The following is a 24,612-nucleotide window of genomic DNA, read 5'->3' on the forward strand; positions in this document are numbered from 1 at the left end:
TCCGTCGTCGGGTGGGTGTGGTGTCAGGCGTCATGCGGTCGGCGCCTGACCGATGGGCAGCATCGCCGCCACGACGAACTCGTCGCCGCGTTCAGCGGCATCGAGCCGCCCGCCGATGAGGTGCGCGCGCTCACGCATGCCGATGAGGCCGTGACCGCTCCCGGCGGAGCGTTCGCCCGCGCGGAGCGGATTGCGCACGACGACCTCGACCCGATCGGGATGCCAGGCCAGCAGCACCGAGACGACACCGGCACCGTGGCGCAGCGCGTTGGTGAGCGCCTCCTGCAGGATGCGGTACACGGCCAGCTGCACGGCGGCAGGCGGCTCGCCCGGGGCCACCGGTTCGACCGAGACGCCCAGCTGGATGCCCGCGGCCCGCACCTGCGCGTAGAGCTGCTCCAGGTCGGCGAGTGTCGGCTGCGGGCCGTCGCCCTGGCTGTGGCGCAGCTGCGTCAGCAGCATCCGCACGTCGGCCAGCGCCGAGCGCGCCGTCGTCGAGATCGTGCCGAGCGCGGTGGTCGCGGCGGAGGGGTCGGCAGCCGCGGCATATCGCGCGCCGTCCGCCTGCGCGATGACGACGGCGAGCGAGTGGGCGACGACATCGTGCATGTCACGGGCGATCCGCACGCGCTCCTGCTCGACGACGGCCTCGGCCTCGGCGCGCTCCTGCGCTTGACGGTTCGCCTGGGCGCGACGCGCGGCGCGCACGAGCGCGCCGATCGTCCAGGCGAGCCCGAGTGCGAAGACGCCGGCGACGAGGATCAGGAGGGCCAGCGGAATCGCCTGCCACGTGACCGCTCCGCCGGCAAGGAGGTTCTCGGCCAGCAGGTACACCGTGATGACGACCGCGCCGACGAGCGACGACGCGAGGCCGATCCAGTACACACGGTCCGACCCGTACGCCGCTGCGGTGAACAGCACGACGAACACGGCGAGGTCGGCGAAAGTCGGTGGCCGGCCGAGCGACATCTGGATGACTGCGGCGAGCCAGGCGATCCCGAGCGCGAGGCCGGGAGCGAGCCGGCTCAGGGCAGCGGCGACGGTGAAGGGCACGACGAAGGCGAGCGCACCGAGGACGTCATTCGAGGGGTACACCCCCATGCCGGCAGACGTGACGAGCTCGAGCGGAAGCGCCACCGCGAAGAAGATCAGCGCCGCCGTCGCATCGACGACGATCTGGTAGGGCTTCAGGCGACGGAACACGGCTTTCACGCTACGGGAGAGCGCAGGCCGCGGCATCCGTCTGGCGATGTATCCCGACTGGACCCCTTGCCGGGTGTCGGCACCAGGCTCTACTGTCCCGAGACGGGCTGAATCCAGCGGCGGGACCTGATCGAGGACGATCCGGTCGACGAAGGAGACACGATGACGACGGTACGCGCGGCGATCTCGCAGACGACGTGGACAGGCGACAAGGAGTCGATGCTCGACAAGCACGAGCGCTTCGCGCGGGATGCCGCAGCGCAGGGCGCGCAGGTGATCTGCTTCCAGGAGCTGTTCTACGGCCCGTACTTCGGCATCACGCAAGACAAGAAGTACTACCGCTACGCCGAAGCCGCGGATGGCCCGATCGTCCAGCGCTTCGCGTCGCTCGCGAAGGAACTCGGCATCGTGACGGTGCTCCCCATCTACGAAGAAGCCGCGACCGGCGTCTACTACAACACCTCCGTCCTCGTCGATGCGGACGGCACGATCCTGGGCACGTACCGCAAGCACCACCTGCCGCACCTCGACCGGTTCTGGGAGAAGTTCTACTTCCGTCCGGGCAATCTCGGCTATCCCGTCTTCGAGACGGCGGTCGGTCGCGTCGGCATGTACATCTGCTACGACCGGCACTTTCCCGAGGGATGGCGCGAATTGGGTCTCAACGACGCGCACATGGTGTTCAACCCGAACGCGACCAAGCCGGGGCTGTCGAACCGGCTGTGGGAGGTCGAAGGACCGGCCGCCGCTGTCGCCAACGGGTACTTCGTGCTTCAGCCGAACCGCGTCGGGCGGGAGGACAACGAGTACGGCGACCTCGCCGTGGATTTCTACGGCACGAGCCAGATCATCGACCCCCGCGGTGACTTCGTCGGCGAGCGCGGTTCGGGCGAGCACGAGGAGCTGCTCGTGCGCGACCTCGACATGGACATGGTGCTCGAGATGCGCGACGACTGGCAGTTCTACCGGGACCGCCGGCCCGACTCCTACACCGGGATCGCGAAGCCATGAGCACGACACTCATCACCGGCGGCACGGTCGTCTCGGCGACGGGGCGCGCGCGGGCCGACGTGCTGATCGACGGTGAGACGATCGCGGCCGTGCTCGCGCCGGGTTCGCAGCTGCTCGGCACCGATGTCGCGGCATCCGTCGACCGGGTGATCGATGCGACCGGCAAGTATGTCATCCCGGGCGGGATCGACGCGCACACCCACATGCAGCTGCCGTTCGGCGGCACGAACGCGAGCGACACGTTCGAGACGGGCACGCGCGCGGCAGCGTGGGGCGGCACGACGTCGATCATCGACTTCGCCGTGCAGCGCCAGGGCGAGCGCGTGCAGGACGGCCTCGCACGCTGGCACGAGCTCGCGGCGGGCAACTGCGCCGTGGACTACGGCTTCCACCAGATCGTCGGGGGTGTCGATGAGGACTCGCTGCAGGCGCTGCGCGGGCTCGTCGACGAGGGCATCTCGAGTTTCAAGCTGTTCATGGCGTACCCGGGTGTCTTCTACTCCGACGACGCGCAGGTTCTGCGCGCGATGCAGGTGAGTCGCGACACGGGCATGCTCACGATGATGCACGCCGAGAACGGGCCGGCGATAGACGTCCTCGCGGCGCAGCTCGTGGACCGCGGCGAGACCTCCCCGTACTTCCACGGCATCGCCCGCGCCTGGCAGATGGAGGAAGAAGCCACGCACCGCGCGATCATGCTCGCGAACCTCACGGGCGCGCCTCTGTACGTCGTGCACGTCAGCGCGAAGCAGGCCGTCGAGCAGCTCGCCTGGGCGCGCGACAAGGGCCAGAACGTGTTCGGCGAGACATGCCCGCAGTACCTCTACCTGTCGCTCGAAGAGCAGCTGGGCGCATCGAGCGAGCGGTGGGGGGCGTTCGAGGGGGCGAAGTGGGTGTGCTCGACGCCGCTGCGCTCGCGCGCCGAGGGGCACCAGGATCACATGTGGCAGGCGCTGCGGACGGACGACCTGCAGATGGTGTCGACCGACCACTGTCCGTTCTGCATGAAGGACCAGAAGGAGCTCGGGCTCGGCGACTTCCGTGCGATCCCGAACGGCATCGGCTCGATCGAGCACCGCATCGACCTCATGTACCAGGGGGTCGTGACGGGTCGGATCACCCTCGAGCGGTGGGTGGAGCTGACGTCGACGACGCCGGCGCGCATGTTCGGGCTGTATGGGCGCAAGGGCGTCATCCAGCCCGGTGCCGACGGCGACGTCGTCGTCTACGACCCGCACGGGCACACGACGATCGGGATGCCGGTGGACGAGAACGGCAGCCCCACGGGCCGCACCCACCACATGAACATGGATCATTCGGCGTGGGAGGGGTTCGAGATCGACGGGCACGTCGACACCGTGCTCTCGCGCGGGCGGGTCATCGTCGATGGCGGCGAGTATCTCGGCGCGAAGGGCGACGGACGGTTCCTCAAGCGCGGCCTGTCGCAGTACCTGGTGTGACGTGGACTTCGGCGTCGTTCTGCAGACCAATCCGCCCGCCGCGCGCACCGTGCAGCTGGCAAAGCTCGCCGAGTCGCACGGGTTCAGCCATGTGTGGACCTTCGACTCGCACCTGCTGTGGCAGGAGCCGTATGTCATCCACTCTGCGATCCTCGCCGAGACGCATCGCGTCACAGTCGGCCCCTTCGTCACCAATCCCGCGACGCGCGACTGGACGGTGACGGCGTCGGTCTTCGCGACGCTCAACGAGATGTACGGCAACCGCACCGTGTGCGGGATCGGACGCGGCGACTCCGCCGTGCGCGTCACGGGCGGCAAACCCACGACCCTGGCCGAGCTGCGCGAGGCGGTCCACGTCATCCGCGAACTCGGCAATTCGCGCGCGGTCGAACACAACGGCGCGACGCTGCAGTTCCCGTGGAGCCGCGGATCGAGCCTGGATGTCTGGGTGGCGGCATATGGCCCGTTGGCGCTCCGACTGACCGGAGAGGTCGGCGACGGGTTCATCCTGCAATTGGCCGACCTCGACATCGCCGAATGGATGATCACGACGGTGAAGGATGCCGCCGCCGCGGCGGGCCGCGACCCCGACTCGCTTGCCATCTGCGTCGCGGCGCCCATGTACGTCGGCGACGACGTCGCGCACATGCGAGACCAGTGCCGGTGGTTCGGGGGGATGGTGGGCAACCACGTCGCCGACATCGTCGCGAAGTACGGTCACCACGGCGCGGTGCCCGACGCACTCACGGCGTACATCGCGGGGCGCACGGGCTACGACTACAACACGCACGGAAAGGCCGACAATGACCACGTCGACTTCGTGCCCAACGAGATCGTCGACCGCTTCTGCATCCTCGGCACGGCTGACGAGCACATCACCAAGCTGAAGCGACTGCGGGATCTCGGCGTGACGCAGTTCGCGGGCTACCTGCAGCACGACAGCAAGGAAGAGACGCTGCGCGTCTACGGCGAGACCGTCATCCCCGCCCTCACCGGCCACGCCCCCGCCACGCGCTGATCACGGGGCCGGTGTACGCCCGGGACGGGCGTCCGCCGCGTCGGCGCGAGGGGTTAGCGTGGAACGGTGAGCGAAGGGATGAGGCGAAGCGTCCGGGGCGCCGCGATCGCACTCGCGATCGGGCTCGTCGCGACCGGATGCACCGTCGATGGCGAGGCGCCGCCCCCCGTACGAGCGCTCGAAGACGACGACGCCGTCGAGCTCGTGCCGATCACGCTGCACCTGCCCGACACGGGCGGCGCGCGTGTCGCGGGCTACGTCGTCGCTGTCGATCTCGGCTACTACACCGATGCGGGCCTCGAGGTCGAGATCGTCGTGCCCGACGACGAGACGCCTCCGTCCGATCTCCCGTCCGAGCAGCTGCCGGACTTCACCGTCGCCGACCTGGCCTGGGCCATCACTCTGGCCGAGGCGGACGCCGACGACGCCGACGCCGACGAATCCGGCGCCGACGAGCCCGACCCCCAGGACACCGCCCCCGACGAGCCCGACCCCCAGGACAGCGACCCCGAAGAACCCGACATCGACCCCGATGCCGACTCGGACGGGAACGACACCGTGCTCGCCATCGCCCAGAACTTCGTCGCCGCGGCATCCGCCGCCCCCGCGGGGTCCGACGCGGTCTGGACCGACGCGGTCTGGGCCGATGCGGCGCGAATCGAGGCCGACGAGGACTACGCCGATGCGGCCGTACGCTTCATCGCGGCCTCGACGAAGGGCTGGATCTACGCCCGGGACTCCCCCGACGAGGCGGCCAAGATCGTTCGTGCCGCCGGCCCGGCGCCCGACGGATCACCGACGCTGAGAGACGTCAACGCCCTGCTCTGGCCGGCCGAAGCGGGCTTCGGCATCATCGACGACGAAGAATGGCAGGAAGCCGTCGAGGCCGCCCGTGAGACGCTGGCCGACGCGCCCCGTCGTCTTCTCGATGGCGACGGCCCGGCCGTGCCGTACACGAACGAGTACATCGAGCGGGCGCTGGACGCCCTCGAGGGCGAGCGCATCGACATCACCGGCGACGGCCGCTGAAGTCCGCGGCCGGACGTTCCGTCTCGCATCCGCCGTCGATGACCTCTTCTGTACCTTGACCCCGCGCCGCCGGGGGACCAACGTAGCCAGGAGACCCCGCGCCACCGGTTGGAGAACGACATGACAGAAGACCTGGATGCTGAGACGACGCGCCTCGACCGCGCTCATGTGTTCCACTCGTGGTCGGCGCAGGGCTCGCTGTCGCTGCCGGTCGTCGCCGGCGCCCAGGGCGCGCGGGTGTGGGATCACGCCGGCAACCGCCTGCTCGACTTCTCGAGCCAGCTCGTCAACGTCAACATCGGTCACCAGCATCCGGCCGTCGTCGCGGCCATCCAGGAGCAGGCCGCGACGCTCGCCACGATCGGCCCCGCAACGGCGAATCTGACGCGGGCGCGCGCCGCCGAGCGCATCGCGCAGAAGGCGCCCGAGGGGATGAACAAGGTCTTCTTCACCAACGGCGGCGCCGACGCCGTCGAGAACGCGATCCGCATGGCCCGCCTGCACACGGGCCGGGACACCGTGCTGTCGACGTACCGGTCGTACCACGGCAACACCGGCGCGGCGATCGTTGCGACCGGCGACTGGCGCCGCTTTCCCAACCAGTACGCGCGCGGACACGTGCACTTCTTCGGGCCCTTCCTGTACCGCACCGAGTTCTGGGCCACGACGCCCGAAAAGGAATGCGAGCGCGCTCTGCACCACCTGTCGCGCGTCATCGAGTCCGAGGGGCCGCAGACGATCGCGGCGATCCTGCTCGAGTCGGTGCCGGGCACGGCGGGGATCATTCCTCCGCCGCCGGGGTACCTCGCCGGCGTGCGGGCGCTGGCCGACAAGCACGGCATCGTCCTCATCCTCGACGAGGTGATGGCCGGCTTCGGCCGCACGGGCAACTGGTTCGCCTTCGAGGGCCACGGTGGCGAGCCCGACCTCATCGCTTTCGCGAAGGGCGTCAACTCCGGCTATGTCCCCGTCGGCGGCGTCATCATCTCCGACGCGATCGCGGAGACCTTCGATGACCGCGTGTTCCCCGGTGGCCTGACGTATTCGGGGCACCCGCTGGCGGCGGCATCCATCATCGCGGCGATCGATGCCATGCAGAACGAAGGGATCGTCGAGAACGCACGGCGCATCGGCGACGAGGCCATCGGGCCCGGCCTCGCGCAGCTCGCCGAGGACCATCCACTCATCGGCGAGGTGCGCGGCGAGGGCGTGTTCTGGGCGCTCGACCTCGTGAGTGATCGCGAGACGCGCGAACCCGTCGGGGGCGACACCATCGCCCGGCTCAAGAAGGAGCTCATGGCACGAGGGCTCATGCCTTTCACGGCGGAGAACCGCATCCACGTCGTGCCGCCGTGCATCGTCACGGTCGATGAGGTGGCCGAAGCCATGGCGATCTACGACGATGCGCTGGCGAGCGTCGAAGCGGATCTCGCCTGAGCAGGCGCGTTCGCTCGTTCGAATCTGTCGACGAGGAGGGAAACACGATGACCGAGCACACGATCCTCGATCACTGGGTCGGCGGGGCTGCCTGGGCCGGTACCGGGACCCGCATGGGCGATGTCTACAACCCCGCACGGGGCACCGTGCAGAAGTCGGTGCGCTTCGCCTCGGCCGATGATGTCGCCGCGGTGGTCGACATCGCGTCGGATGCCGCACTGTCCTGGCGCGACGCGTCAATCGCCAAGCGCCAGACCGTCATGTTCGCCTTCCGAGAGCTGCTCAATGCGCGCAAACAGGAACTCGCCGAGATCCTCACCGCCGAGCACGGCAAGGTGCTCTCGGACGCCCTCGGCGAGATCGCGCGAGGCCTGGAGGTCGTCGAGTTCGCGTGCGGACTGGGGCACCTGACGAAGGGCGCGTACTCCGAGAACGTCTCGACCCAGATCGACGTGTACACGCTGTGCCAGCCGCTCGGCGTCGTGGGCATCATCAGCCCCTTCAACTTTCCGGCGATGGTGCCGCTGTGGTTCTTCTCGATCGCGGTCGCGGCGGGCAACGCCGTCGTGCTGAAGCCCAGCGAGAAGGACCCGAGCGCGGCGAACTGGCTCGCCGAGCTCTTCACCGAGGCAGGGCTTCCGGACGGAGTGTTCAACGTCGTGCACGGCGACAAGGAAGCCGTTGACGCGCTGCTGGCGAGCCCCGACGTGAGCGCCGTCTCGTTCGTGGGCTCGACGCCCATCGCAAAGTACGTCTACGAGACGGCGACGGCCTCCGGCAAGCGCGTGCAGGCCTTCGGCGGCGCGAAGAACCACATGCTCGTGCTGCCTGACGCCGACCTCGACCTCGCCGCCGATGCCGCCGTCAACGCCGGGTTCGGCTCGGCCGGAGAACGCTGCATGGCCATCTCGGTCGTGCTCGCCGTCGACGCGGTCGCCGACGTGCTCGCCGCCAAGATCGCCGAGCGGATGAGCACGCTGCGCACGGGTGACGGCATGCGCGGCTGCGACATGGGGCCCCTCATCACGAAGGTGCACCGCGACAAGGTCGCGTCCTACATCGATGTCGCGGCATCCGATGGCGCCGAGGTCGTCGTCGACGGACGAGACGTCGAGGTCGACGGCGAGGCCGACGGTTTCTGGCTCGGCCCCACCCTCATCGACCGGGTGCCCACGTCGTCGACCGTGTACACCGACGAGATCTTCGGCCCTGTGCTGTCGATCGTGCGCGTGGAGGGCTACGAAGAGGGCGTGGCGATCATCAACGGCAGCCCGTATGCGAACGGCACGGCGATCTTCACCAACGACGGCGGCGCGGCTCGACGCTTCCAGCGCGAGGCGACGGTGGGGATGATCGGCGTCAATGTGCCGATCCCGGTTCCCGTCGCGTACCACTCGTTCGGCGGGTGGAAGGCGTCGCTGTTCGGTGATGCGAAGGCATACGGCCCCCACGGGTTTGACTTCTTCACCGCCGAGAAGGCCATCACGTCACGCTGGCTCGACCCGTCGCACGGCGGCCTCAACCTGGGCTTCCCCCAGCACGACTGACCGGCTCACGCCGGTTCGACGGGGCGGTTCTCGAAAAAGGTCTGCAGCACGACCGTCGTCCGGGTGCTGACAGATGCCGCCTGGCGGATGTCCCGGATGAGCGTTTCAAGGTCGCGCGGGCTCGCGACGCGAACGAACAGCATGTACGCGGCCTCACCGGCGACCGAGTGACACGCCTCGATCTCGCGGAGGTGCTCCAGCAGCTCGGGAGCGTTGTCGGGCTGGCCCGGGTCGAGCGGCGTGATCTCGATGAACGCCGACAGCGATTTTCCGACCGCCTCGGGGTTGAGGAGCGCCCGGTATCCCACGATGACGCCGCGCGTCTCGAGCCGCCGCAGTCGCGCTTGCACCGCCGACACCGACAGCCCCACGGCGTGGGAGATCTGAGCGAGGGTGGCGCGCGCATCGAGCGAGACCGCTTCGATGATGCGGAGGTCGACAGCATCTTCCATACGTGGAAGAATACCGGCAGCAGAGCCTGTTTGCCGGAAATATTCCGGTGGCTGCAGCCAAGAGCGATCGGAGGTCTCCATGTCCCTGACCCAGCACACCCGTGCCGCGCAGGTCGTCGTCGGTGAGCCCGAGGTCGTCGACGACGCCCCGACCAGCGCCGGCGTCGAGACCAGCGCCGCATGGCTGCGTCTGAAAGATGCCGCGATCGCACTGCAGGCCATCCAGGCCAAGGACGGTTCCGTCCCCGCGGCCCCGGACCACGACGCCGCCCGCGACCACGTCGAGGCGATCACGGGAGCGATCCGCGAGCTCAGACCGCGATTCCCGCACGACGCGGAGTACCTCGAGGCCAGCGTGCGCGACTTCGAGCGCTGGGCCGCCGCGGATTTCGGCGTGCCGGACTTCTACGACTCTCTCGTGGCCTTCCAGCCACAGCGGAACCGCATCGACGGCACCCGCCACCTCGTCGTCTTTCCGATGTACACGCAGAACGGGTCGCCGAACCGCTTCGTCGAGGCGCTCATCGTTCAGGCGATCTGGCCGGAGTTCATCGCCCAGCTCGAGACCGAGTACACCAACCGGCTCTTCGTCTCGCTGCGGCTCGTCGACTTCACGCCGGGGTACGACACGAACTCGGCCGTGCTCTTTCCCGAGACCGTGGCGATGCGCGAGGTCCCCACGTTCACGTGGGGTGCGATCTTCCAGGACCGCGAAGCGGCGCGCTATCGGCGGGTCGTACGTGCGGCGGCTGACATCACGAAGCTCGACCTGCCGGCCGATGCGGCGCGCATGCTCGATGACCAGGACCTCACGGAGAAGACGTTCGTGATGTGGGACATCATCCACGACCGCACGCACATGCGCGGCGACCTGCCGTTCGACCCCTTCATGATCAAGCAGCGGATGCCGTACTTCCTGTATTCGCTCGAAGAGCTGCGCTGCGATCTCACGGCCTTCCGCGAGAGCGTTGCGATCGAGAAGCGCCTGAACGCCGCGGATGCCCTCACGCCGACCGAATCCGAGATGCTCGAACACGCCGGGCTCGTGCAGTACGCCGTCATCTTCGACCGGATCTTCCGGTTCGCGATCACGGGCTCGCGCGTGCGCAACTACGACGGGCTCGGGGGGCAGCTGCTGTTCGCGTGGCTCCACCAGCGCGGCGTGCTGCACTGGACCGATACGGCCCTCACATTCGACTGGGACGACGTGCCGTCCGCCGTCGTCGCACTCGGCGATGCGATCGACGACCTGTACTGGCGCTCGATCGACCGCCCGAAGACGGCGCACTGGCTCGCCGCCTATGACCTCGTGCGCGGCACTCTGACGCCGAACCCGGCGTCGCAATGGGCGCGCGGACTGCCGACCGAAGTGCTCGCCGGGCCCCCGAAGGGCTACACCGACGCCGTGATGGACGATGAGTTCCCGCTGTCGATGTTCTTCGAGGCGCTCGAGAAGAAGATGCGTCCGGTCATCGAGTCGACGACGGGAATCCGCGCGGGCGATGAGTGAGCCCGGGGTGCGCGGACGCCTCGTCCTGATCGCGGGGGCGACCAGCGACGCCGGTCTGGCGCTGACGCGGGCGCTGGTCGCTGCCGGCGCCCGCGTCGTCGCGGTGGGGCGGGATGCCGCGGCGTTGCAGCGGCTCGAAGACCTCGGGGCGGCCCCTCGGCGAGCCGACGAACCGGCGAGCGATGTCGGCGGCGTCCGGACCGAGCTGTGCGACCTCACCGACGAAGCTGCCGTCGAGACGCTCGCGGAGCGCGTGCACGAGGCAGACGGTCCGGTCGACGGCGTCGCGCACCTCGTCGGCGGATGGCGCGGAGGCGGAGGCCTGGCCGGACAGTCCGACGCGGACTACCGGTTCCTCGAACAGTCGTTCACGGCGCTTCGCCACGTGTCGCGCGCCTTCGACGCGGATCTGCGGTCCTCCGAGGCCGGACGCCTCGCGATCGTGTCGTCGACCGCGGTCGCACGTCCCCTCGCGGGCGGGGCGAACTACGCTGCCGTGAAAGCCGCGAGCGAGGCCTGGGCGCGCGCCGTGGCTCAGGGCTTCGCGAAGGCGGCCCGTGACGCAGACGAGCCGCTGCGGGCGGCATCCGTGGTCTTTCGCGTGAAGAGCCTGTCCGGTCTCGAGGAGGCCCTCGCGCAAAGGTTCACCGATCTGTGGATGACCGACGCCGCCGAGGTGAATGACACGGTCGTCGAGCTCACCGACCCCACCCTGTGACCTGATCTCGAACTAGATTGGACCCTCGTGACCACGCTCCACGACTCCGCCGTCCGCGGCTTCGCCTCGGACAACTACTCCGGCATCCACCCCGACGTGCTCGCGGCCATCGCCGCAGCGAACGACGGGCACCAGGTGGCCTACGGCGAAGACGTCTACACAGAACGCCTGCAGGCCGTGATGGCGCAGCACTTCGGTGACGGAGTCGAAGCGTTCCCCGTGTTCAACGGAACGGGAGCCAACGTCGTCGGTCTGCAGTCGATGCTCCCCCGCTGGGGCGCCGTCATCGCCGCCGGCACGGCGCACATCAACGTCGACGAGGGCGGGGCCCCCGAGCGCGTCGCCGGCATCAAGCTGCTCACGGTGCCGACCGACGATGGAAAGCTCACCCCCGACCTGATCGACCGAGAGGCGTGGGGCTGGGGCGACGAGCACCGGGCGCAGCCGCTCGTCGTGTCGATCACGCAGTCGACCGAGCTCGGCACCCTGTACACGGTCGACGAGATTCAGGCGATCACCGCCCACGCCCACGCGCTCGGCATGCGCGTGCACCTGGACGGCGCACGCATCTCGAACGCCGCCGCCTCGCTGGGCCTGCCGCTGCGCGCGTTCACGCGCGACGCCGGCGTCGACGTGCTGAGCTTCGGCGGCACGAAGAACGGCGCGATGCTCGGCGAGGCCGTCGTCGTCCTCGATCCCGCCGCGTCGACCGGCCTCACCTACCTGCGCAAGCTCGACATGCAGCTCGCGTCGAAGATGCGGTTCGTCTCGGCGCAGCTCATCGCCCTTCTGGACGGCGACCTGTGGCTGCGCAACGCGTCGCACTCGAACGCCATGGCGCAGCGTCTGCGTGCCGGCGTCGAGGCGGGACTCGCCGACGGCTCGATCCGCGGTGTCGCGTTCACGCAGCCGACGCAGGCCAACGGCGTGTTCGCAACGCTGCCCGCCGGCGTCGGCGACCGTCTGCGTGAGACATTCCGCTTCTACGACTGGGGCGCCGCCACCGACGACGACGGCAAGCCGACGGGTGAGACCGAGGTGCGCTGGATGTGCTCGTTCGACACGACCGAGTCCGATATCGACGCCTTCGTCGCGGCGATCGCGCGCGAGACGGCGGCCGCGTAGATCTAGCTCGCGGGCTGACCATCGACGCGGCGCCGGGGCCGCATCGTGGTCCCGGCGTCAGCGCAGCGCGCCCACACTCGCGAGAGCGAGGCGGATGAGCGTGCCCCGACCGCCCTCCATCTCGGCGGCGAGACTGTCGGATGCTGCTTCTTCCGGCGGCATCCACGTCACTTCGAGGGCATCCTGGCGCGGTTCGCACGTGCCCGTGACGGGCACGACGAACGCGAGCGACACGGCGTGCTGCCGGTCGTCGTGGTACGGGCTCACGCCCGGGATCGGAAAGTACTCGGCGACCGTGAACGGCGTCGGCTGCGGCGGCAGGAGGGGGAACGCCATGGGCCCCAGGTCATCTTCGAGGTGGCGGAACAGCGCGTCGCGCACCGTCTCTCCGTAGCGCACGCGGCCGGACACGATCGTGCGCTTGATTTCGCCGAGAGGCGTCGCACGCAGCAGGATGCCGACATCGATGACCTGCCCCATGCCGTCGACGCGCACCGGGATGCCCTCGACATAGAGCATCGGCAGGCGGCGACGGCACTCGGCGAGCTCGACGTCGGACAGCCAGCCGGGATTCGAGACATCGCCCTGCGACGAGCCGAACGGCTGCTCGTCTGCCGGTTCGGGATCAGGGGTGCGCACGGACATGCTTTCTGTATACCTCACGATGCCTGGAAAGATGGTCGCATGGCTGAGTTCCCCGCACTCGAGACGCCGGCACTGGATTCCACCGTCGTGCAGTGGTCGGTCCCGCGCGGTGAGCGTGCAGGTCGGCCTCTGCTCGTGCTGCTGCACGGCTACGGGGCCGATGAGCACGACCTGTTCGGGCTCGCGACGCACTTCCCCGACGAATACGTCGTCGCCTCCGTGCGCGCTCCGCTCGCCCCGCCGTGGCCCTCGCCGGGCTACTCGTGGTACCCGATCGAAGGCCTCGACAGCCGCGACCCGCGGCACCTCACCGCGGCGGCATCCCGGGTGCTCGAGTGGGTGGATGCCACGGCCGAGAGCGAGACCGTCGGGCTGCTCGGGTTCTCACAGGGCGCCGCCATCGCCGTGCAGGCGATGCGCCTCGACCCCGCGCGGTTCGCCTTCGCCGTCGCACTGAGCGGCTATGTCTCGCCCGGCGAGCTGCCCCGCGACGAAGAGCTCGCCGAACGGCGCCCGCCCGTCTTCTGGGGGCGCGGCACGCTCGACGAGGTCATTCCCGCCCCGCTGGTCATGCACACGACGCAGTGGATGCCCGACCATGTCGAGCTGAGCGGCCGCGTCTATCCCGGCTTGGCGCACGGGGTCTCCGAAGACGAGGTCGCCGATGTGCGGGCCTTCCTGACGAAGCAGCTCGAGTCAGGCGACGCGTGACGAGCCTCACGGCGCACATCTCGCGGTCGGCGCTGGCCGGCAACGCGACATCCGCCCTCGCGCAGGGCGACGGGGTCGCCGACCTGCGCCGCGACGCGTGGGGGCACGGGTTGCCCCTCGTCGCCGACGTGCTCGCGGGCGCGGGCGTGCGTGCGGCCGCGATCGATGAGGTCGATCGTGCCGCCCTGACGGCGGCCGGACTCACGGCGGCGACCGAGCCGACGATCAACGGCGCCCTGCTGTTCGGGTTGCCCGGGTCAGGCGGCATACCCGTGCTCCGGCTGTCCGCGCGCGTGCTGTCGATCAAGTCGCTGCGCCGCGGTGAGGGCGTCTCGTACGGGTTCACCCACCGCGCAGCGAGGGACACGCGCGTCGCGCTCGTCGAGGGGGGGTATGGTCAGGGACTCCCCCGCGCGATCGGCAACGCCGTGTCGGTCGACATCGAGGGCGCAGCGCACCCCGTCGTCGGTCGCATCGCGATGGACGTCTGCGTCGTCGACATCGGCGAGGCCCCCGTCGGCGTCGGCGCCGAGGTCGTGTACTTCGGCGGCGAGGGCCGGAGGGCTGGGCTGGCGGGATGGGCGGAGGCGTCGGGGCTGAGCGCCGCCGAGATCGTCTGCGCCATCGGGCTGCACACGAGACGGGTGGATGCCGCATGAGCGGCCCCGTCCTGCGCGTGGATCTCGACCGGATCCGAGCGAACCTCAACACGCTGCGGCAGCGCGTCGCCCCGGCCGATGTCATGTTCGTCGTGAAGGACGACGCATACGGGCACGGAGTGGACGCCGTGGCCCTGACCGCTGCGGCGGCGGGAATCGACTGGTTCGGATCGTTCAGCATCGCAACGGGCCTGCGCGTCCGCGAGGCAGTGCCGGCCGCACGGATCTTCGCGTGGGCGACGTCATCCGCCGCCGAGGTCGACGCGGCGATCGATGCGCGCCTCGACCTGGGTGTCGGCGACGCCGGGTATCTCGACCTCGTCGCGGCGCGCGCCGCGGGGCGCGCCGTGCGCGTGCACCTCAAGATCGACACGGGACTGCACCGCAACGGCGTGCGGCCCGAAGACTGGCCGGTCTTCGTCGGGCGGGCGGCCGAGTACGAGGCGGCGGGCGACATCGTCGTGGCGGGCATCTGGAGCCACATCGCCGAAGCGAGCGACGCCGACGACGACCGCGCCCGCGCAGAGTTCGACCGCGCCGTGGATCTCGCCCGCGCCGCGGGCCTCACCCCTGACGTGCGGCACCTCGCGGCGAGCGCCGCGGGCCACGCGCGACCCGAGTTCCGCAACGACCTCGTGCGCTTCGGGGCGTTCGGCTACGGCGTGCGGTCCGCCGACGGTCCTGTGCTGCCGGGCATCGTGCCCTCCGCGGCGCTCGTCGCCCCCGTCGTACGCGTCGACGGCGACGATGCCGTCGTCGGTCTCGGGGCCCTCGACGGACTGCCCTCGACACTCGGCGGCCGGATCACGGTGGGGACGCCTGCGGGAGCACGCGCGCTGCGTCGCGTCGACCTCGCCGAAAGCGTCGTCGACGCGTGGCCGCACGCGCAGGTCGGCGACGAGGTGACCCTGTTCGGTCCCGGCACGCACGGCGAATCCGACCCGACGACGCTCGGCGAGGCGATCGACACGGTCGGCGAAGAGATCCTCGTGCGGGTCTCGCCGCTCATCCCCCGCGAGTACACGGGCGGCTGATCGGAGCCGGCGGCGGGGGCGTGGGCGTGCACAGCGTCGGGCCTGCCAGCCGACACTCCGCGTCGCAGCTCGTCCCTACCGGCGTGTCGCCACGACCACCCGACACTGTGCACGGCGCGCGAGGCACGGGGCACCGGGCACAGGTGCGCCGGCGCACCGCATCCGGTATCGTGTCGTGCGCTCCTGTCCCTCGTGTGAGGAAGTCCGTTGAAGAGAATCGACGCGCCCGCGCTGTAATCGCGCCGCATCCGTCGTCCTTCGACGCAGCCACGGCTGCTCAGGACCCGCTGTCGGCGCCCCTCCCCTCGCGCTGACAGTCGATCCTCCGCTCTGCACCCGGCTTCGCCGTGCGTGCCGCGTCGGTGTCGTGTGTCTGCGCACCCGACACGAACGGAGCCGCATGCCTGCTCACACCCTCACCCCCTCCCTCATCCTCGACCGCGTCTCGTACGCCTGGTCCGACGGCACGATCGCCGTCAGCGACGTCTCGGGCGCGTTCGGCTCCGGCCGCACGGGCCTGGTCGGCCGCAACGGCTCGGGCAAGTCGACGCTGCTGCGCCTCATCGCGGGCGACCTCGTGCCCGACAGCGGGCACATCACGAGAACAGCGGATGCCGCATACCTTCCGCAGCGCCTCACCCTCGACGTCGCACGCCCTGTCGCCGACCTACTCGGCGTGGGCGACGCGCTGCGCGGCCTGCGGGCGATCGAGTCCGGAGACCCCGACCCGCGACGCTTCGACGCCGTCGGCGACGAGTGGGACGTCGAGGCGCGCGCCCACGCGGCCCTCGCCGAGGCGGGGCTCGACCCCACCATGCTCGACCGGTGCGTCGGCGAGCTATCCGGCGGCGAAGCCGTGCTGACCGCGATCGCCGGCATCCGTCTCTCGGCGGCGCCGATCGTACTGCTCGATGAGCCGACCAACAACCTCGACCGCGACGCCCGGGTTCGGCTGTACGACATGGTGCGCACGTGGCGCGGCGCCCTCGTCGTCGTCAGTCACGACACGGCGCTGCTCGACCTGATGGATGACACCGCCGAGCTGTACGACAGCGAGCTGTCGGTCTTCGGCGGCCCCTACTCGGCGTGGCGGGAGTGGCTCGACACCGAGCAGGATGCCGCGCGTCAGGCGGAGCGCGCGGCGGTCCAGGCCGTGCGCCGCGAGAAGCGCGAGCGGATCGAGGCCGAGACGACGATCGCCCGGCGACAGCAGATGGGCCGAAAGGCGCACGCCGAGAAGCGACTGCCGAAGATCGTCATGAACGCACGCAAGCGCGAGGCGCAGGTCTCGGCCGGCAAGCTGCGCGGCGAGAAGGCCGAGCGCGAAGCGGCGGCGCGCTCAGCGCTCGACGCCGCCGAGCGGCGCGTGCGCGACGATGACGCCGTCGTGATCGACCTGCCCGACCCCGGTGTCGCGGCGGGGCGCCGCATCGCGACACTCGTCGACGGCGAGCGCGCCTGGATCGTGCAGGGGCCCGAGCGGGTCGCCCTCATCGGCCCGAACGGCAGCGGCAAGACGACGCTGCTCGAGCGGCTCGTCGGGGCGTCCCCGCCTCGCGCCGCCGCGCTCGGCGGCGCCTACGCAGAGCTGCACACCGACCGCGTGGGGTACCTGCCGCAACGCGTCGACGGGCTCGATGAGGCGGCATCCGTTCTCGAGAACGTCGCGGCGGTCGCCCCGGGGGTCGGAGCGGTCGAGCTGCGTAACCGGCTCGCTCGGTTCCTCATCCGCGGCGCGGCCGTCGAACGGCCCGTGTCGACGCTGTCGGGCGGGGAGCGGTTCCGGGTCGCGCTCGCGCGGCTGCTGCTGGCTGACCCGCCGCCGCAGCTGCTCGTCTTCGACGAGCCGACGAACAACCTCGACCTCGACACGGTCGACCGCTTCGTCGCGGCGCTGTCGGCGTACCGCGGCGCCGTGCTCGTCGTGAGCCACGACGACGCGTTCCTCAAGCGGATCGGCGTCGACCTGACGGTCGAGCTGTCGCGCGATGGGACGCTGAGAGAGGTGTGAGCCCGGGGCATAGAGCACCGAGCGGGCACACTGTCGGGCCCGCGGGACGACACGCCGTGAAGCAGGAACGCCGGGCCGGCGTGTCGCGGCACAGACCCGACACGGTGCACGGGCATCGGTACGCCTCGGCGCAGCGCCGGCTATCCCCCGCACGACGGATCTTGCAAGGCCCGGCCCGATGTCGGTGGCAGCGACGAAGATGGAGGGGTGAGCGACGTGCTCGAGCGTTTCGGCCCCGCGACCCAGGACTGGTTCCGCGGGGCGTTCGCCGCGCCGACCGAAGCTCAGGCGGGCGCGTGGCGAGCCGTGTCCGCCGGAAAGCACGCGCTCGTGGTCGCTCCGACGGGCTCAGGCAAGACCCTCGCGGCGTTCCTGTGGGCGATCGACCGGATCTTCCGCGAGAAGGATGCCGCACGCCCGCCCGCCGCGAAAGGCCGGCGCCGCTCCGGTCCTGCGCCCGGCACGCACATCCTGTACATCTCGCCCCTCAAAGCGCTCGGCGTCGATGTCGAGCGCAACCTGCGCTCGCCGCTCGTCGGAATCGACCAGTCCGCCCGGCGCCTCGGTATCGCGGTGCCGGGCGTCTCGGTGGGCGTGCGTTCGGGCGACACGACGTCGTCGGATCGCCGCAAGCTCGTCACGGCCCCGCCCGATATCCTCATCACGACGCCCGAATCTCTGTACCTCATGCTGACCAGCCAGGCGCGCGAAACCCTGCGCGACGTGCACACCGTCATCATCGATGAGGTCCACGCCGTCGCCGCGACGAAGCGAGGTGCGCACCTCGCCGTCAGCCTCGAGCGGCTCGACGCGCTGCGCCGCGCGCACGATCCGAAGATCGGTCCCGCGCAGCGCATCGGACTGTCGGCGACGGTGCGGCCCATCGACGAGGTCGCCCGGTTCCTCGGCGGCTCGTCGCCCGTCGAGATCGTCGCGCCACGTTCGACGAAGGCCTTCGACATGTCCGTCGTCGTGCCGGTCGAAGACATGCTCAACCCGCCGCCCCCGCCGGGCACCCCTGAGCCCGGCGCCGAGGGCGACGCGGACTGGTTCGCAGACGCCGGTCAGACCGAGGTGACCGGTTCGGTGTGGCCGCACGTCGAAGAGGCCATCGTCGACCGCATCCTGCAGCATCGATCCACGATCGTCTTCGTCAACTCGCGCAGGCTCGGCGAGCGCCTCACCGGCCGCCTCAACGAGATCTACTCCGAACGGCTCGGCCTCGACCTGCCCGAGCCAGCCGTCCCCGCCGAGATGATGGCACAGGCGGGCTCCTCGGCGGGTGCAGAGCCGGTGCTCGCGAAAGCGCATCACGGCTCGGTGTCGAAAGAGCAGCGTGCGCAGGTCGAAGAAGAGCTCAAGAGCGGTGTCCTGCGCTGCGTCGTCGCGACGAGCAGCCTCGAGCTCGGTATCGACATGGGGGCGGTCGACCTCGTCATCCAGGTCGAGGCGCCACCGAGTGCCGCATCCGGTCTGCAACGCATCGGGCGCGCCGGCCACCAGGTCGGCGAGGTCAGCCGTGCGGCCCTGTTCCCCAAGAATCGCGCCGATGTCCTGCACACGGCGATCGTCACAGAGCGGATGCTGGCGGGGCAGATCGAGTCCATCTCGATCCCGCAGAACCCGCTCGACATCCTCGCGCAGCAGACGGTCGCCGCAAGCGCCCTCGAGCCGCTCGATGTCGAGGAGTGGTACGACACGCTCAAGCGCTCGGCGCCCTTCCGCTCGCTGCCGCGGTCGGCCTACGAGGCCACGCTCGATCTGCTCGCGGGCCGGTTCCCGTCCGACGAGTTCGCCGAACTGCGGCCGCGCCTGGTCTGGGACCGAGACCACGGAACACTCACGGGTCGACCCGGCTCGCAGCGCATCGCCGTCACGAGCGGCGGCACGATCCCCGACCGGGGACTGTTCGGTGTCTTCATCGCGGGCGAATCGCAGAACGCGCGCGTCGGCGAGCTCGATGAAGAGATGGTCTACGAGTCGCGTATCAACGACGTCTTCACCCTCGGCACGACCAGCTGGCGGATCGTCGAGATCACGCACGACCGGGTCAACGTCGTGCCGGCATTCGGGCAGCCGGGCAAGCTGCCGTTCTGGCACGGCGACGGAATCGGCCGACCGGCCGAGCTCGGCGAAGCACTCGGCGGCTTCGCGCGCGAGCTCTCGACCGCGAAGCCCGAGAAGTCCCGCGCCCGGCTGGAAGAAGCCGGGCTCGACCCGCTCGCACAGGGCAACCTGCTGGCTTATCTCGCCGAACAGCGTGAAGCCACCGGCACCTTGCCGACTGACCGCTCACTGACCGTCGAGCGCGGTCGCGACGAGGTCGGCGACTGGCGGATCATCTTGCATTCCCCATACGGAATGAAGGTTCACGCACCCTGGGCTCTCGCCGTCAATGCGCGCATCCGCGAGCGCCTCGGAGTCGAGGGGTCGGCGGTGGCCAGCGACGACGGCATCATCGCGCGGGTTCCCGATGCCACGGCAGAACCCCCCGGCGCCGAGCTCTTCGTCTTCGAACCCGACGAGCTCGAACAGCTCGTGACCGACGAGGTCGGCGGGTCGGCGCTGTTCGCCTCCCGCTTCCGCGAGTGCGCAGCGCGCGCCCTGCTGCTGCCGCGCCGCAATCCGGGCCGGCGCAGTCCGCTGTGGCAGCAGCGCCAGCGCTCGGCGCAGCTGCTCGAGGTGGCTCGGCGTTACCCGACCTTCCCGGTGATCCTCGAAACGCTCCGCGAAGTGCTGCAAGACGTCTACGACGTGCCCGCGCTCCTGCGCATCGCCCGCAGCATCGGCGACCGTCGCATCCGTCTCGTCGAGACCGAGCCCGCTCAGCCGTCGCCGTACGCGCGCGACCTGCTGTTCGGCTACGTCGGCGCGTTCATGTACGAGGGTGATTCCCCGCTCGCCGAGCGACGCGCCGCCGCGCTGTCGGTCGACCCCGCACTGTTGGGCGAACTGCTCGGCAAGGTCGAGATGCGCGAGCTGCTCGACCCCGACATCATCGCCCAGTTCGCCCGCGAAGTGCAGCGACTCGACCCCGAGCGTCGCGCCCGCGGAATCGAGGGCACGGCGGATCTTCTGCGCCTGCTCGGCCCCCTCGACGCCGACGAGGCGGCTCTGCGTCTGCAGAGCGACGACGTGCCTGCAGACGACACGGTGCCGGAGCACGCGACCCGCGACGATGCAGCCGCCCTGCTCGACGCGCTCGTCGATGCGCGGCGGGCGATCCGGGTGACCATCGCAGGCACGGTCCGCTACGCCGCGATCGAAGACGCCGGGCGACTGCGCGACGCGCTCGGAGTCGCGCTTCCCGTCGGAATCCCGACGGCGTTCCTCGAGCCGCTGCCCGACCCGCTCGGCGACCTCGTCGCTCGCTACGCCCGCACCCACGGACCCTTCCGTGCGGATGCCGCGGCCCAGCGGCTCGGCATCGGCCCTGCCGTCGCCCGTCTCACCCTGCAGCGACTCGAGTCCCAGGGGCGGGTCTCCAGCGGCTACTTCCTGCCCGAGCCATCGACCGGGTCCCGGGTCGGCGACGAACCCGCGGGCGATGACCTCGAATGGTGCGACTCCGAAGTGCTCCGGCGTCTGCGGATGCGCTCGCTCGCCGCCATCCGCGGAAGCGTCGAGCCCGTGCCCCCCGACGCGTTCGCCCGGTTCCTTCCCGTGTGGCAGCACGTCACCCGCCCTCTCGAGGGCGTCGACGGCGTCGCCGCTGTCATCGAGCAGCTCGCGGGCGTACCGATCCCCGCGAGTGCGTGGGAGTCGCTCATCCTGCCCGCCCGCGTGGCCGACTACGCCCCGGCGATGCTCGACGAGCTCACGTCGTCGGGCGAGGTCGTGTGGTCGGGCCACGGCACGCTGCCCGGTCGCGACGGCTGGATCGCCCTGCATCCCGTCGATGCCGCACCCCTCACCCTCGCGCTGCCCGACGACGACGTCGCGCCCGGCTCACTCGAAGACCAGCTGCTGCAGACCCTGTCGGCGGGCGGGGCGTACTTCGCCGCCCAGCTCAGGCAGCTCACCGGAGCCGCCAGCGAGCAGGCCGTCATCGATGCACTCTGGAGCCTCACGTGGGCCGGGCGCATCACGAACGACACGTTCTCGCCCGTGCGCACCCTCACCGGCGGGGGCTCGCAGGCCCATCGGGTGGCCCGCCGCGCACCGCGGGCACGCATGTATCGCGGCACCGCCTCGCGCACCCTCGCAGCCTCGGTGCCGCCGCGGCCTCCCGCTCTCGGGGGTCGGTGGTCGCTGCTGCCTGCGGCTGAGACCGACCCGACGCTGCGCGCGACGGCGAGCGCGAGCCTGCTCCTGGACCGGTACGGCGTCGTCACCCGCGGGTCCGTGCAGTCCGAGGGCGTGCCGGGTGGATTCGCGCAGGTGTACCGCGTGCTGGCCAGGTTCGAAGAGGCCGGCCACTGCCGCCGCGGCTATGTCATCGAGAAGCTCGGCGCCGCCCAGTTCGCCGCCTCGGCGACCGTCGACCGGCTGCGCGAGTTCGCGGGTCTGCCCGACCCGCCGCCGCGGCACGCCGTCGCGCTCGCGGCGACCGATCCGGCGAATCCGTACGGAGCGGCACTGGCGTGGCCGGCCCTCGAGGGCGTATCGCATCGCCCCGGGCGAAAGGCCGGCGCCCTCGTCGTCCTCGTCGACGGCGCGCTCGTGCTCTACCTCGAGCGCGGCGGCAAGTCGGCGCTGGCGTTCACCGACGACGAGCAGGCTCTCGAGGCGGCGACGCGCGAGCTCGCCGCCACGGCGCGCGCGCGTCGACTCGAGACCCTGACGATCGAGCAGGTCAACGGCACGCTCGTCTTCGGCACGGCGGTCGACCGTCTGCTGCGAGCGGCGGGCTTCGTCGAGTCGCCCCGAGGCCTCACGCTGCGCCGGCTCACGGCCGGCGATGCCGCACGGCAGGCGACGCGTGCCTGAGGGCGACACCGTCTACCGCGCGGCACGGCGGCTTGACGACGTGCTCGCCGGCGCCGAAGTGACGCGCTTCGAACTGCGCGTGCCGCAGGCCGCCACGATCGACCTCACGGGACTCACGGTGCACGGGGTCGTGCCCCGCGGCAAGCACCTGCTGCACCGCATCGGGCCGTGGTCGCTGCACTCGCACCTCAAGATGGAGGGCGAGTGGCACATCTATCGCCGCGGCGAGCGCTGGCGCGCGCCCGCTTTCCGAGCCCGCGCCGTCATCGGCACGGCAGGGCACGAGGCGGTCGGCTTCGACCTCGCCGACATCGAGGTCGTGCCGACGGCGCGCGAAGACGACCTCGTCGGATACCTCGGCCCCGACCCGCTCTCCTCCGAATGGGATGCCGGCGAGGCGGTCCGCCGGCTGCAGTCCGATCCGCGAGCCGCGCACGTCGCGATCCTCGACCAGCGCAACGTCGCGGGGTGGGGCAACGTCTACGCGAACGAGATGCTGTTCGTCCGCGGGATCCTGCCGACCACCCCGGCGAACGAGGTCGACGCCGCTGCGCTCATCGACACGGGCGTGCGCATGATCCGCGCGAACCGGGACCGATCGGGCCGCACCTTCACCGGAGACTCCCGCCCAGGCCGCCGCACGTGGGTGTACCGGCGTGAGAACGCCCCGTGCCGACGCTGCGGAACCCCGATCCGCACGACGACACTCGGCGCCGACGCGACCCGTGAGCGCAACGTGTTCTGGTGTCCTGTCTGCCAGACCTGAAGCCACCTCTCCCGGACGATCTGTCAGACACCGCACACCGCCCTTTCGGATCGTCCGGTTCGGTCGCCGGGGCGTTGCGCCGCGCGGATTTCGCTGGATTGAATACCCGGTACTGCGCACTGAGGCGCGGTGACCAGGAGGCTCGACGTGGCGACCGCGACCGACGTGCAGGCGACCCGTGACTCTCCGAGCGATGCGCCCACCGCGCGCGGATCCGTCGTCCTCGACGCGATCACGAAGCGCTACGGCGACCAGACCGCCGTCGATGATCTGTCGCTCGTGATCCAGCCCGGCGAGTTCATCTCGTTCCTGGGCCCGTCGGGCTGCGGCAAGACGACGACGCTGCGCATGATCGCCGGGTTCGAGAATCCCGATGAGGGCGACATCCGCATCTCCGGTCAGTCCGTGCTGTCGGCCCCGCCTTATCGCCGCGATGTCAACACGGTCTTCCAGGCGTACGCCCTCTTCCCCCACCTCTCCGTCGCCGAGAACGTCGCGTACGGACTGCAGCAGCGCCGCACGCCCAAGAGCGAGGTGCGCGAGCGGGTCGCCGACGCGCTCGCGCTCGTGCAGATGCGTCCGTTCGCCGACCGCAGGCCGACACAGCTCTCCGGCGGCCAGCAGCAGCGGGTCGCCTTGGCCCGGGCGCTCGTCAATCGTCCGGCCGTACTGCTGCTCGACGAACCGCTCGGGGCGCTGGACCGGCAGCTTCGCGAAGAGATGCAGCTCGAGCTGAAGCTGCTGCAGTCCCGCCTCGGCATCACTTTCGTCTTCGTGACGCACGACCAGGGTGAGGCGCTGTCGATGAGCGACCGCATCGCCATCATGCGCGCCGGCCACATCGAGCAGCTGGCCGACGCCGACACGATCTATGCACGCCCTGCGTCGGCGTACGTCGCGGCATTCGTCGGACAGCAGAACTTCTTCCGCGGCGAGGTCGCCGACGGTGGTACGACCGTGACGACTCCGCACGCCACGGTCCGCGGAGTCGAGGCGGCCCTGGCCGGCAAGACGCACGGCGAAGCCGCCATCCGTCCCGAATTCATCGCGATCGAGCGCAATGCCGCCACGACTCGGGGGGCCAACACCGTCAGCGGTGAACTGATCGGACTGTCCCACCTCGGCGACACGATGCAGTACCTCGTGCGACTCGGCCTCGACCAGTCCTTCATCGTGCGGCGCCCGACGCCTGAGGCACCCGCTCTGCAGGTCGGTGACACCGTCACGTGCACGTGGTCGGCCGCGCACGTCATGCTCTTTCCCGCCGACGCTGCCGCTGAGGAGGGCGGGTACCTCGCGCCACCGACCCTCTAGCCCGCGCCTCACACCGGCGCTCGCGCTCCGACC

Annotated in this window: 19 protein-coding genes; 16 read left to right on the forward strand and 3 right to left on the reverse strand. The window is 70.5% G+C overall.

Going from position 1 to position 24,612, the window contains the following annotated elements; translation table 11 throughout:
- Positions 1-30: 30 nt before the first annotated feature.
- On the reverse strand, positions 31-1,203 hold the full coding sequence (locus AC25Y0_RS02555) for a sensor histidine kinase (RefSeq protein WP_488134126.1): 1,173 nt from the start codon (positions 1,201-1,203) through the stop codon (positions 31-33).
- Positions 1,204-1,365: 162 nt separating this feature from the next.
- On the opposite strand from AC25Y0_RS02555, the gene AC25Y0_RS02560 reads away from it, so the two are divergent.
- The 6 genes from AC25Y0_RS02560 (at position 1,366) to AC25Y0_RS02585 (ending at position 8,705) form a co-directional block, all read left to right on the forward strand.
- A complete protein-coding gene (locus AC25Y0_RS02560; protein ID WP_488122781.1) occupies positions 1,366-2,214 on the forward strand; it encodes a nitrilase-related carbon-nitrogen hydrolase in 849 nt (282 codons plus the stop codon).
- On the forward strand, positions 2,211-3,674 hold the full coding sequence (gene hydA, locus AC25Y0_RS02565) for a dihydropyrimidinase (RefSeq protein ID WP_488134127.1): 1,464 nt from the start codon (positions 2,211-2,213) through the stop codon (positions 3,672-3,674). The genes AC25Y0_RS02560 and hydA overlap by 4 nt, the downstream gene beginning before the upstream one ends.
- A 1-nt stretch (position 3,675) precedes the next feature.
- Positions 3,676-4,692, forward strand: coding sequence for a TIGR03842 family LLM class F420-dependent oxidoreductase (locus AC25Y0_RS02570; protein ID WP_488134128.1), 1,017 nt, complete (start codon positions 3,676-3,678; stop codon positions 4,690-4,692).
- Between the two features lie 78 nt (positions 4,693-4,770).
- The gene (locus tag AC25Y0_RS02575) at positions 4,771-5,721 is read left to right on the forward strand and encodes an ABC transporter substrate-binding protein (protein ID WP_488134129.1); all 951 of its coding nucleotides are present in this window, start codon (positions 4,771-4,773) and stop codon (positions 5,719-5,721) included.
- 120 nt (positions 5,722-5,841) lie between these two features.
- Complete coding sequence (locus AC25Y0_RS02580) at positions 5,842-7,158, forward strand: aminotransferase class III-fold pyridoxal phosphate-dependent enzyme (protein ID WP_488134130.1); 1,317 nt, start codon at positions 5,842-5,844, stop codon at positions 7,156-7,158.
- A gap of 47 nt (positions 7,159-7,205) precedes the next feature.
- Positions 7,206-8,705, forward strand: a complete 1,500-nt coding sequence (locus AC25Y0_RS02585) for a CoA-acylating methylmalonate-semialdehyde dehydrogenase (RefSeq protein ID WP_488134131.1) — start codon at positions 7,206-7,208, stop codon at positions 8,703-8,705.
- Between the two features lie 5 nt (positions 8,706-8,710).
- Here AC25Y0_RS02585 and AC25Y0_RS02590 read toward each other — a convergent pair whose 3' ends face one another.
- A complete protein-coding gene (locus tag AC25Y0_RS02590) occupies positions 8,711-9,157 on the reverse strand; it encodes an Lrp/AsnC family transcriptional regulator (protein ID WP_488122787.1) in 447 nt (148 codons plus the stop codon).
- Positions 9,158-9,236: 79 nt separating this feature from the next.
- Here AC25Y0_RS02590 and AC25Y0_RS02595 point away from each other — a divergent pair, with 79 nt between their 5' ends.
- Genes AC25Y0_RS02595 through AC25Y0_RS02605 form a run of 3 tightly spaced genes read left to right on the forward strand, consistent with a single transcriptional unit; the run spans position 9,237 to position 12,510 of the window.
- Positions 9,237-10,667, forward strand: a complete 1,431-nt coding sequence (locus AC25Y0_RS02595) for a DUF6421 family protein (protein ID WP_488134132.1) — start codon at positions 9,237-9,239, stop codon at positions 10,665-10,667.
- Positions 10,660-11,385 (forward strand): SDR family NAD(P)-dependent oxidoreductase, encoded by a 726-nt coding sequence (locus AC25Y0_RS02600; RefSeq protein ID WP_488134133.1) that lies wholly within the window; start codon positions 10,660-10,662, stop codon positions 11,383-11,385. Before AC25Y0_RS02595 ends, AC25Y0_RS02600 begins: the two co-directional genes overlap by 8 nt.
- A gap of 27 nt (positions 11,386-11,412) precedes the next feature.
- The gene (locus tag AC25Y0_RS02605; protein WP_488122790.1) at positions 11,413-12,510 is read left to right on the forward strand and encodes a threonine aldolase family protein; all 1,098 of its coding nucleotides are present in this window, start codon (positions 11,413-11,415) and stop codon (positions 12,508-12,510) included.
- A 57-nt stretch (positions 12,511-12,567) separates the two neighbouring features.
- Here AC25Y0_RS02605 and AC25Y0_RS02610 read toward each other — a convergent pair whose 3' ends face one another.
- Positions 12,568-13,155, reverse strand: a complete 588-nt coding sequence (locus AC25Y0_RS02610) for an NUDIX hydrolase family protein (RefSeq protein ID WP_488122791.1) — start codon at positions 13,153-13,155, stop codon at positions 12,568-12,570.
- A gap of 39 nt (positions 13,156-13,194) precedes the next feature.
- Here AC25Y0_RS02610 and AC25Y0_RS02615 point away from each other — a divergent pair, with 39 nt between their 5' ends.
- From AC25Y0_RS02615 to AC25Y0_RS02645, 7 genes are all read left to right on the forward strand, one after another.
- Entirely contained in the window at positions 13,195-13,866 is a 672-nt protein-coding gene (locus AC25Y0_RS02615) for an alpha/beta hydrolase (RefSeq protein WP_488134134.1), read from the forward strand.
- Complete coding sequence (locus tag AC25Y0_RS02620; protein ID WP_488122793.1) at positions 13,863-14,525, forward strand: alanine racemase; 663 nt, start codon at positions 13,863-13,865, stop codon at positions 14,523-14,525. The genes AC25Y0_RS02615 and AC25Y0_RS02620 overlap by 4 nt, the downstream gene beginning before the upstream one ends.
- Positions 14,522-15,559, forward strand: a complete 1,038-nt coding sequence (locus AC25Y0_RS02625) for an alanine racemase (RefSeq protein ID WP_488134135.1) — start codon at positions 14,522-14,524, stop codon at positions 15,557-15,559. The genes AC25Y0_RS02620 and AC25Y0_RS02625 overlap by 4 nt, the downstream gene beginning before the upstream one ends.
- A 400-nt stretch (positions 15,560-15,959) precedes the next feature.
- On the forward strand, positions 15,960-17,570 hold the full coding sequence (locus AC25Y0_RS02630) for an ABC-F family ATP-binding cassette domain-containing protein (protein WP_488134136.1): 1,611 nt from the start codon (positions 15,960-15,962) through the stop codon (positions 17,568-17,570).
- Between the two features lie 207 nt (positions 17,571-17,777).
- Positions 17,778-22,499 (forward strand): ATP-dependent helicase, encoded by a 4,722-nt coding sequence (locus AC25Y0_RS02635; protein WP_488134137.1) that lies wholly within the window; start codon positions 17,778-17,780, stop codon positions 22,497-22,499.
- Positions 22,492-23,265, forward strand: a complete 774-nt coding sequence (locus AC25Y0_RS02640; RefSeq protein WP_488134138.1) for a DNA-formamidopyrimidine glycosylase family protein — start codon at positions 22,492-22,494, stop codon at positions 23,263-23,265. Before AC25Y0_RS02635 ends, AC25Y0_RS02640 begins: the two co-directional genes overlap by 8 nt.
- A 147-nt stretch (positions 23,266-23,412) precedes the next feature.
- A complete protein-coding gene (locus AC25Y0_RS02645; RefSeq protein WP_488122798.1) occupies positions 23,413-24,579 on the forward strand; it encodes an ABC transporter ATP-binding protein in 1,167 nt (388 codons plus the stop codon).
- Positions 24,580-24,612: the final 33 nt, after the last annotated feature.

Source organism: Microbacterium sp. Y547 (assembly GCF_057669785.1).

Coding starts and splice junctions, on each gene's coding strand:
- AC25Y0_RS02560 (WP_488122781.1), top strand. CDS start 1,366: ATGACGACGGTACGCGCGGCGATCTCGCAGACGACGTGGACAGGCGAC.
- hydA (WP_488134127.1), top strand. CDS start 2,211: ATGAGCACGACACTCATCACCGGCGGCACGGTCGTCTCGGCGACGGGG.
- AC25Y0_RS02575 (WP_488134129.1), top strand. CDS start 4,771: ATGAGGCGAAGCGTCCGGGGCGCCGCGATCGCACTCGCGATCGGGCTC.
- AC25Y0_RS02580 (WP_488134130.1), top strand. CDS start 5,842: ATGACAGAAGACCTGGATGCTGAGACGACGCGCCTCGACCGCGCTCAT.
- AC25Y0_RS02585 (WP_488134131.1), top strand. CDS start 7,206: ATGACCGAGCACACGATCCTCGATCACTGGGTCGGCGGGGCTGCCTGG.
- AC25Y0_RS02590 (WP_488122787.1), bottom strand. CDS start 9,157: ATGGAAGATGCTGTCGACCTCCGCATCATCGAAGCGGTCTCGCTCGAT.
- AC25Y0_RS02595 (WP_488134132.1), top strand. CDS start 9,237: ATGTCCCTGACCCAGCACACCCGTGCCGCGCAGGTCGTCGTCGGTGAG.
- AC25Y0_RS02600 (WP_488134133.1), top strand. CDS start 10,660: ATGAGTGAGCCCGGGGTGCGCGGACGCCTCGTCCTGATCGCGGGGGCG.
- AC25Y0_RS02610 (WP_488122791.1), bottom strand. CDS start 13,155: ATGTCCGTGCGCACCCCTGATCCCGAACCGGCAGACGAGCAGCCGTTC.
- AC25Y0_RS02615 (WP_488134134.1), top strand. CDS start 13,195: ATGGCTGAGTTCCCCGCACTCGAGACGCCGGCACTGGATTCCACCGTC.
- AC25Y0_RS02625 (WP_488134135.1), top strand. CDS start 14,522: ATGAGCGGCCCCGTCCTGCGCGTGGATCTCGACCGGATCCGAGCGAAC.
- AC25Y0_RS02630 (WP_488134136.1), top strand. CDS start 15,960: ATGCCTGCTCACACCCTCACCCCCTCCCTCATCCTCGACCGCGTCTCG.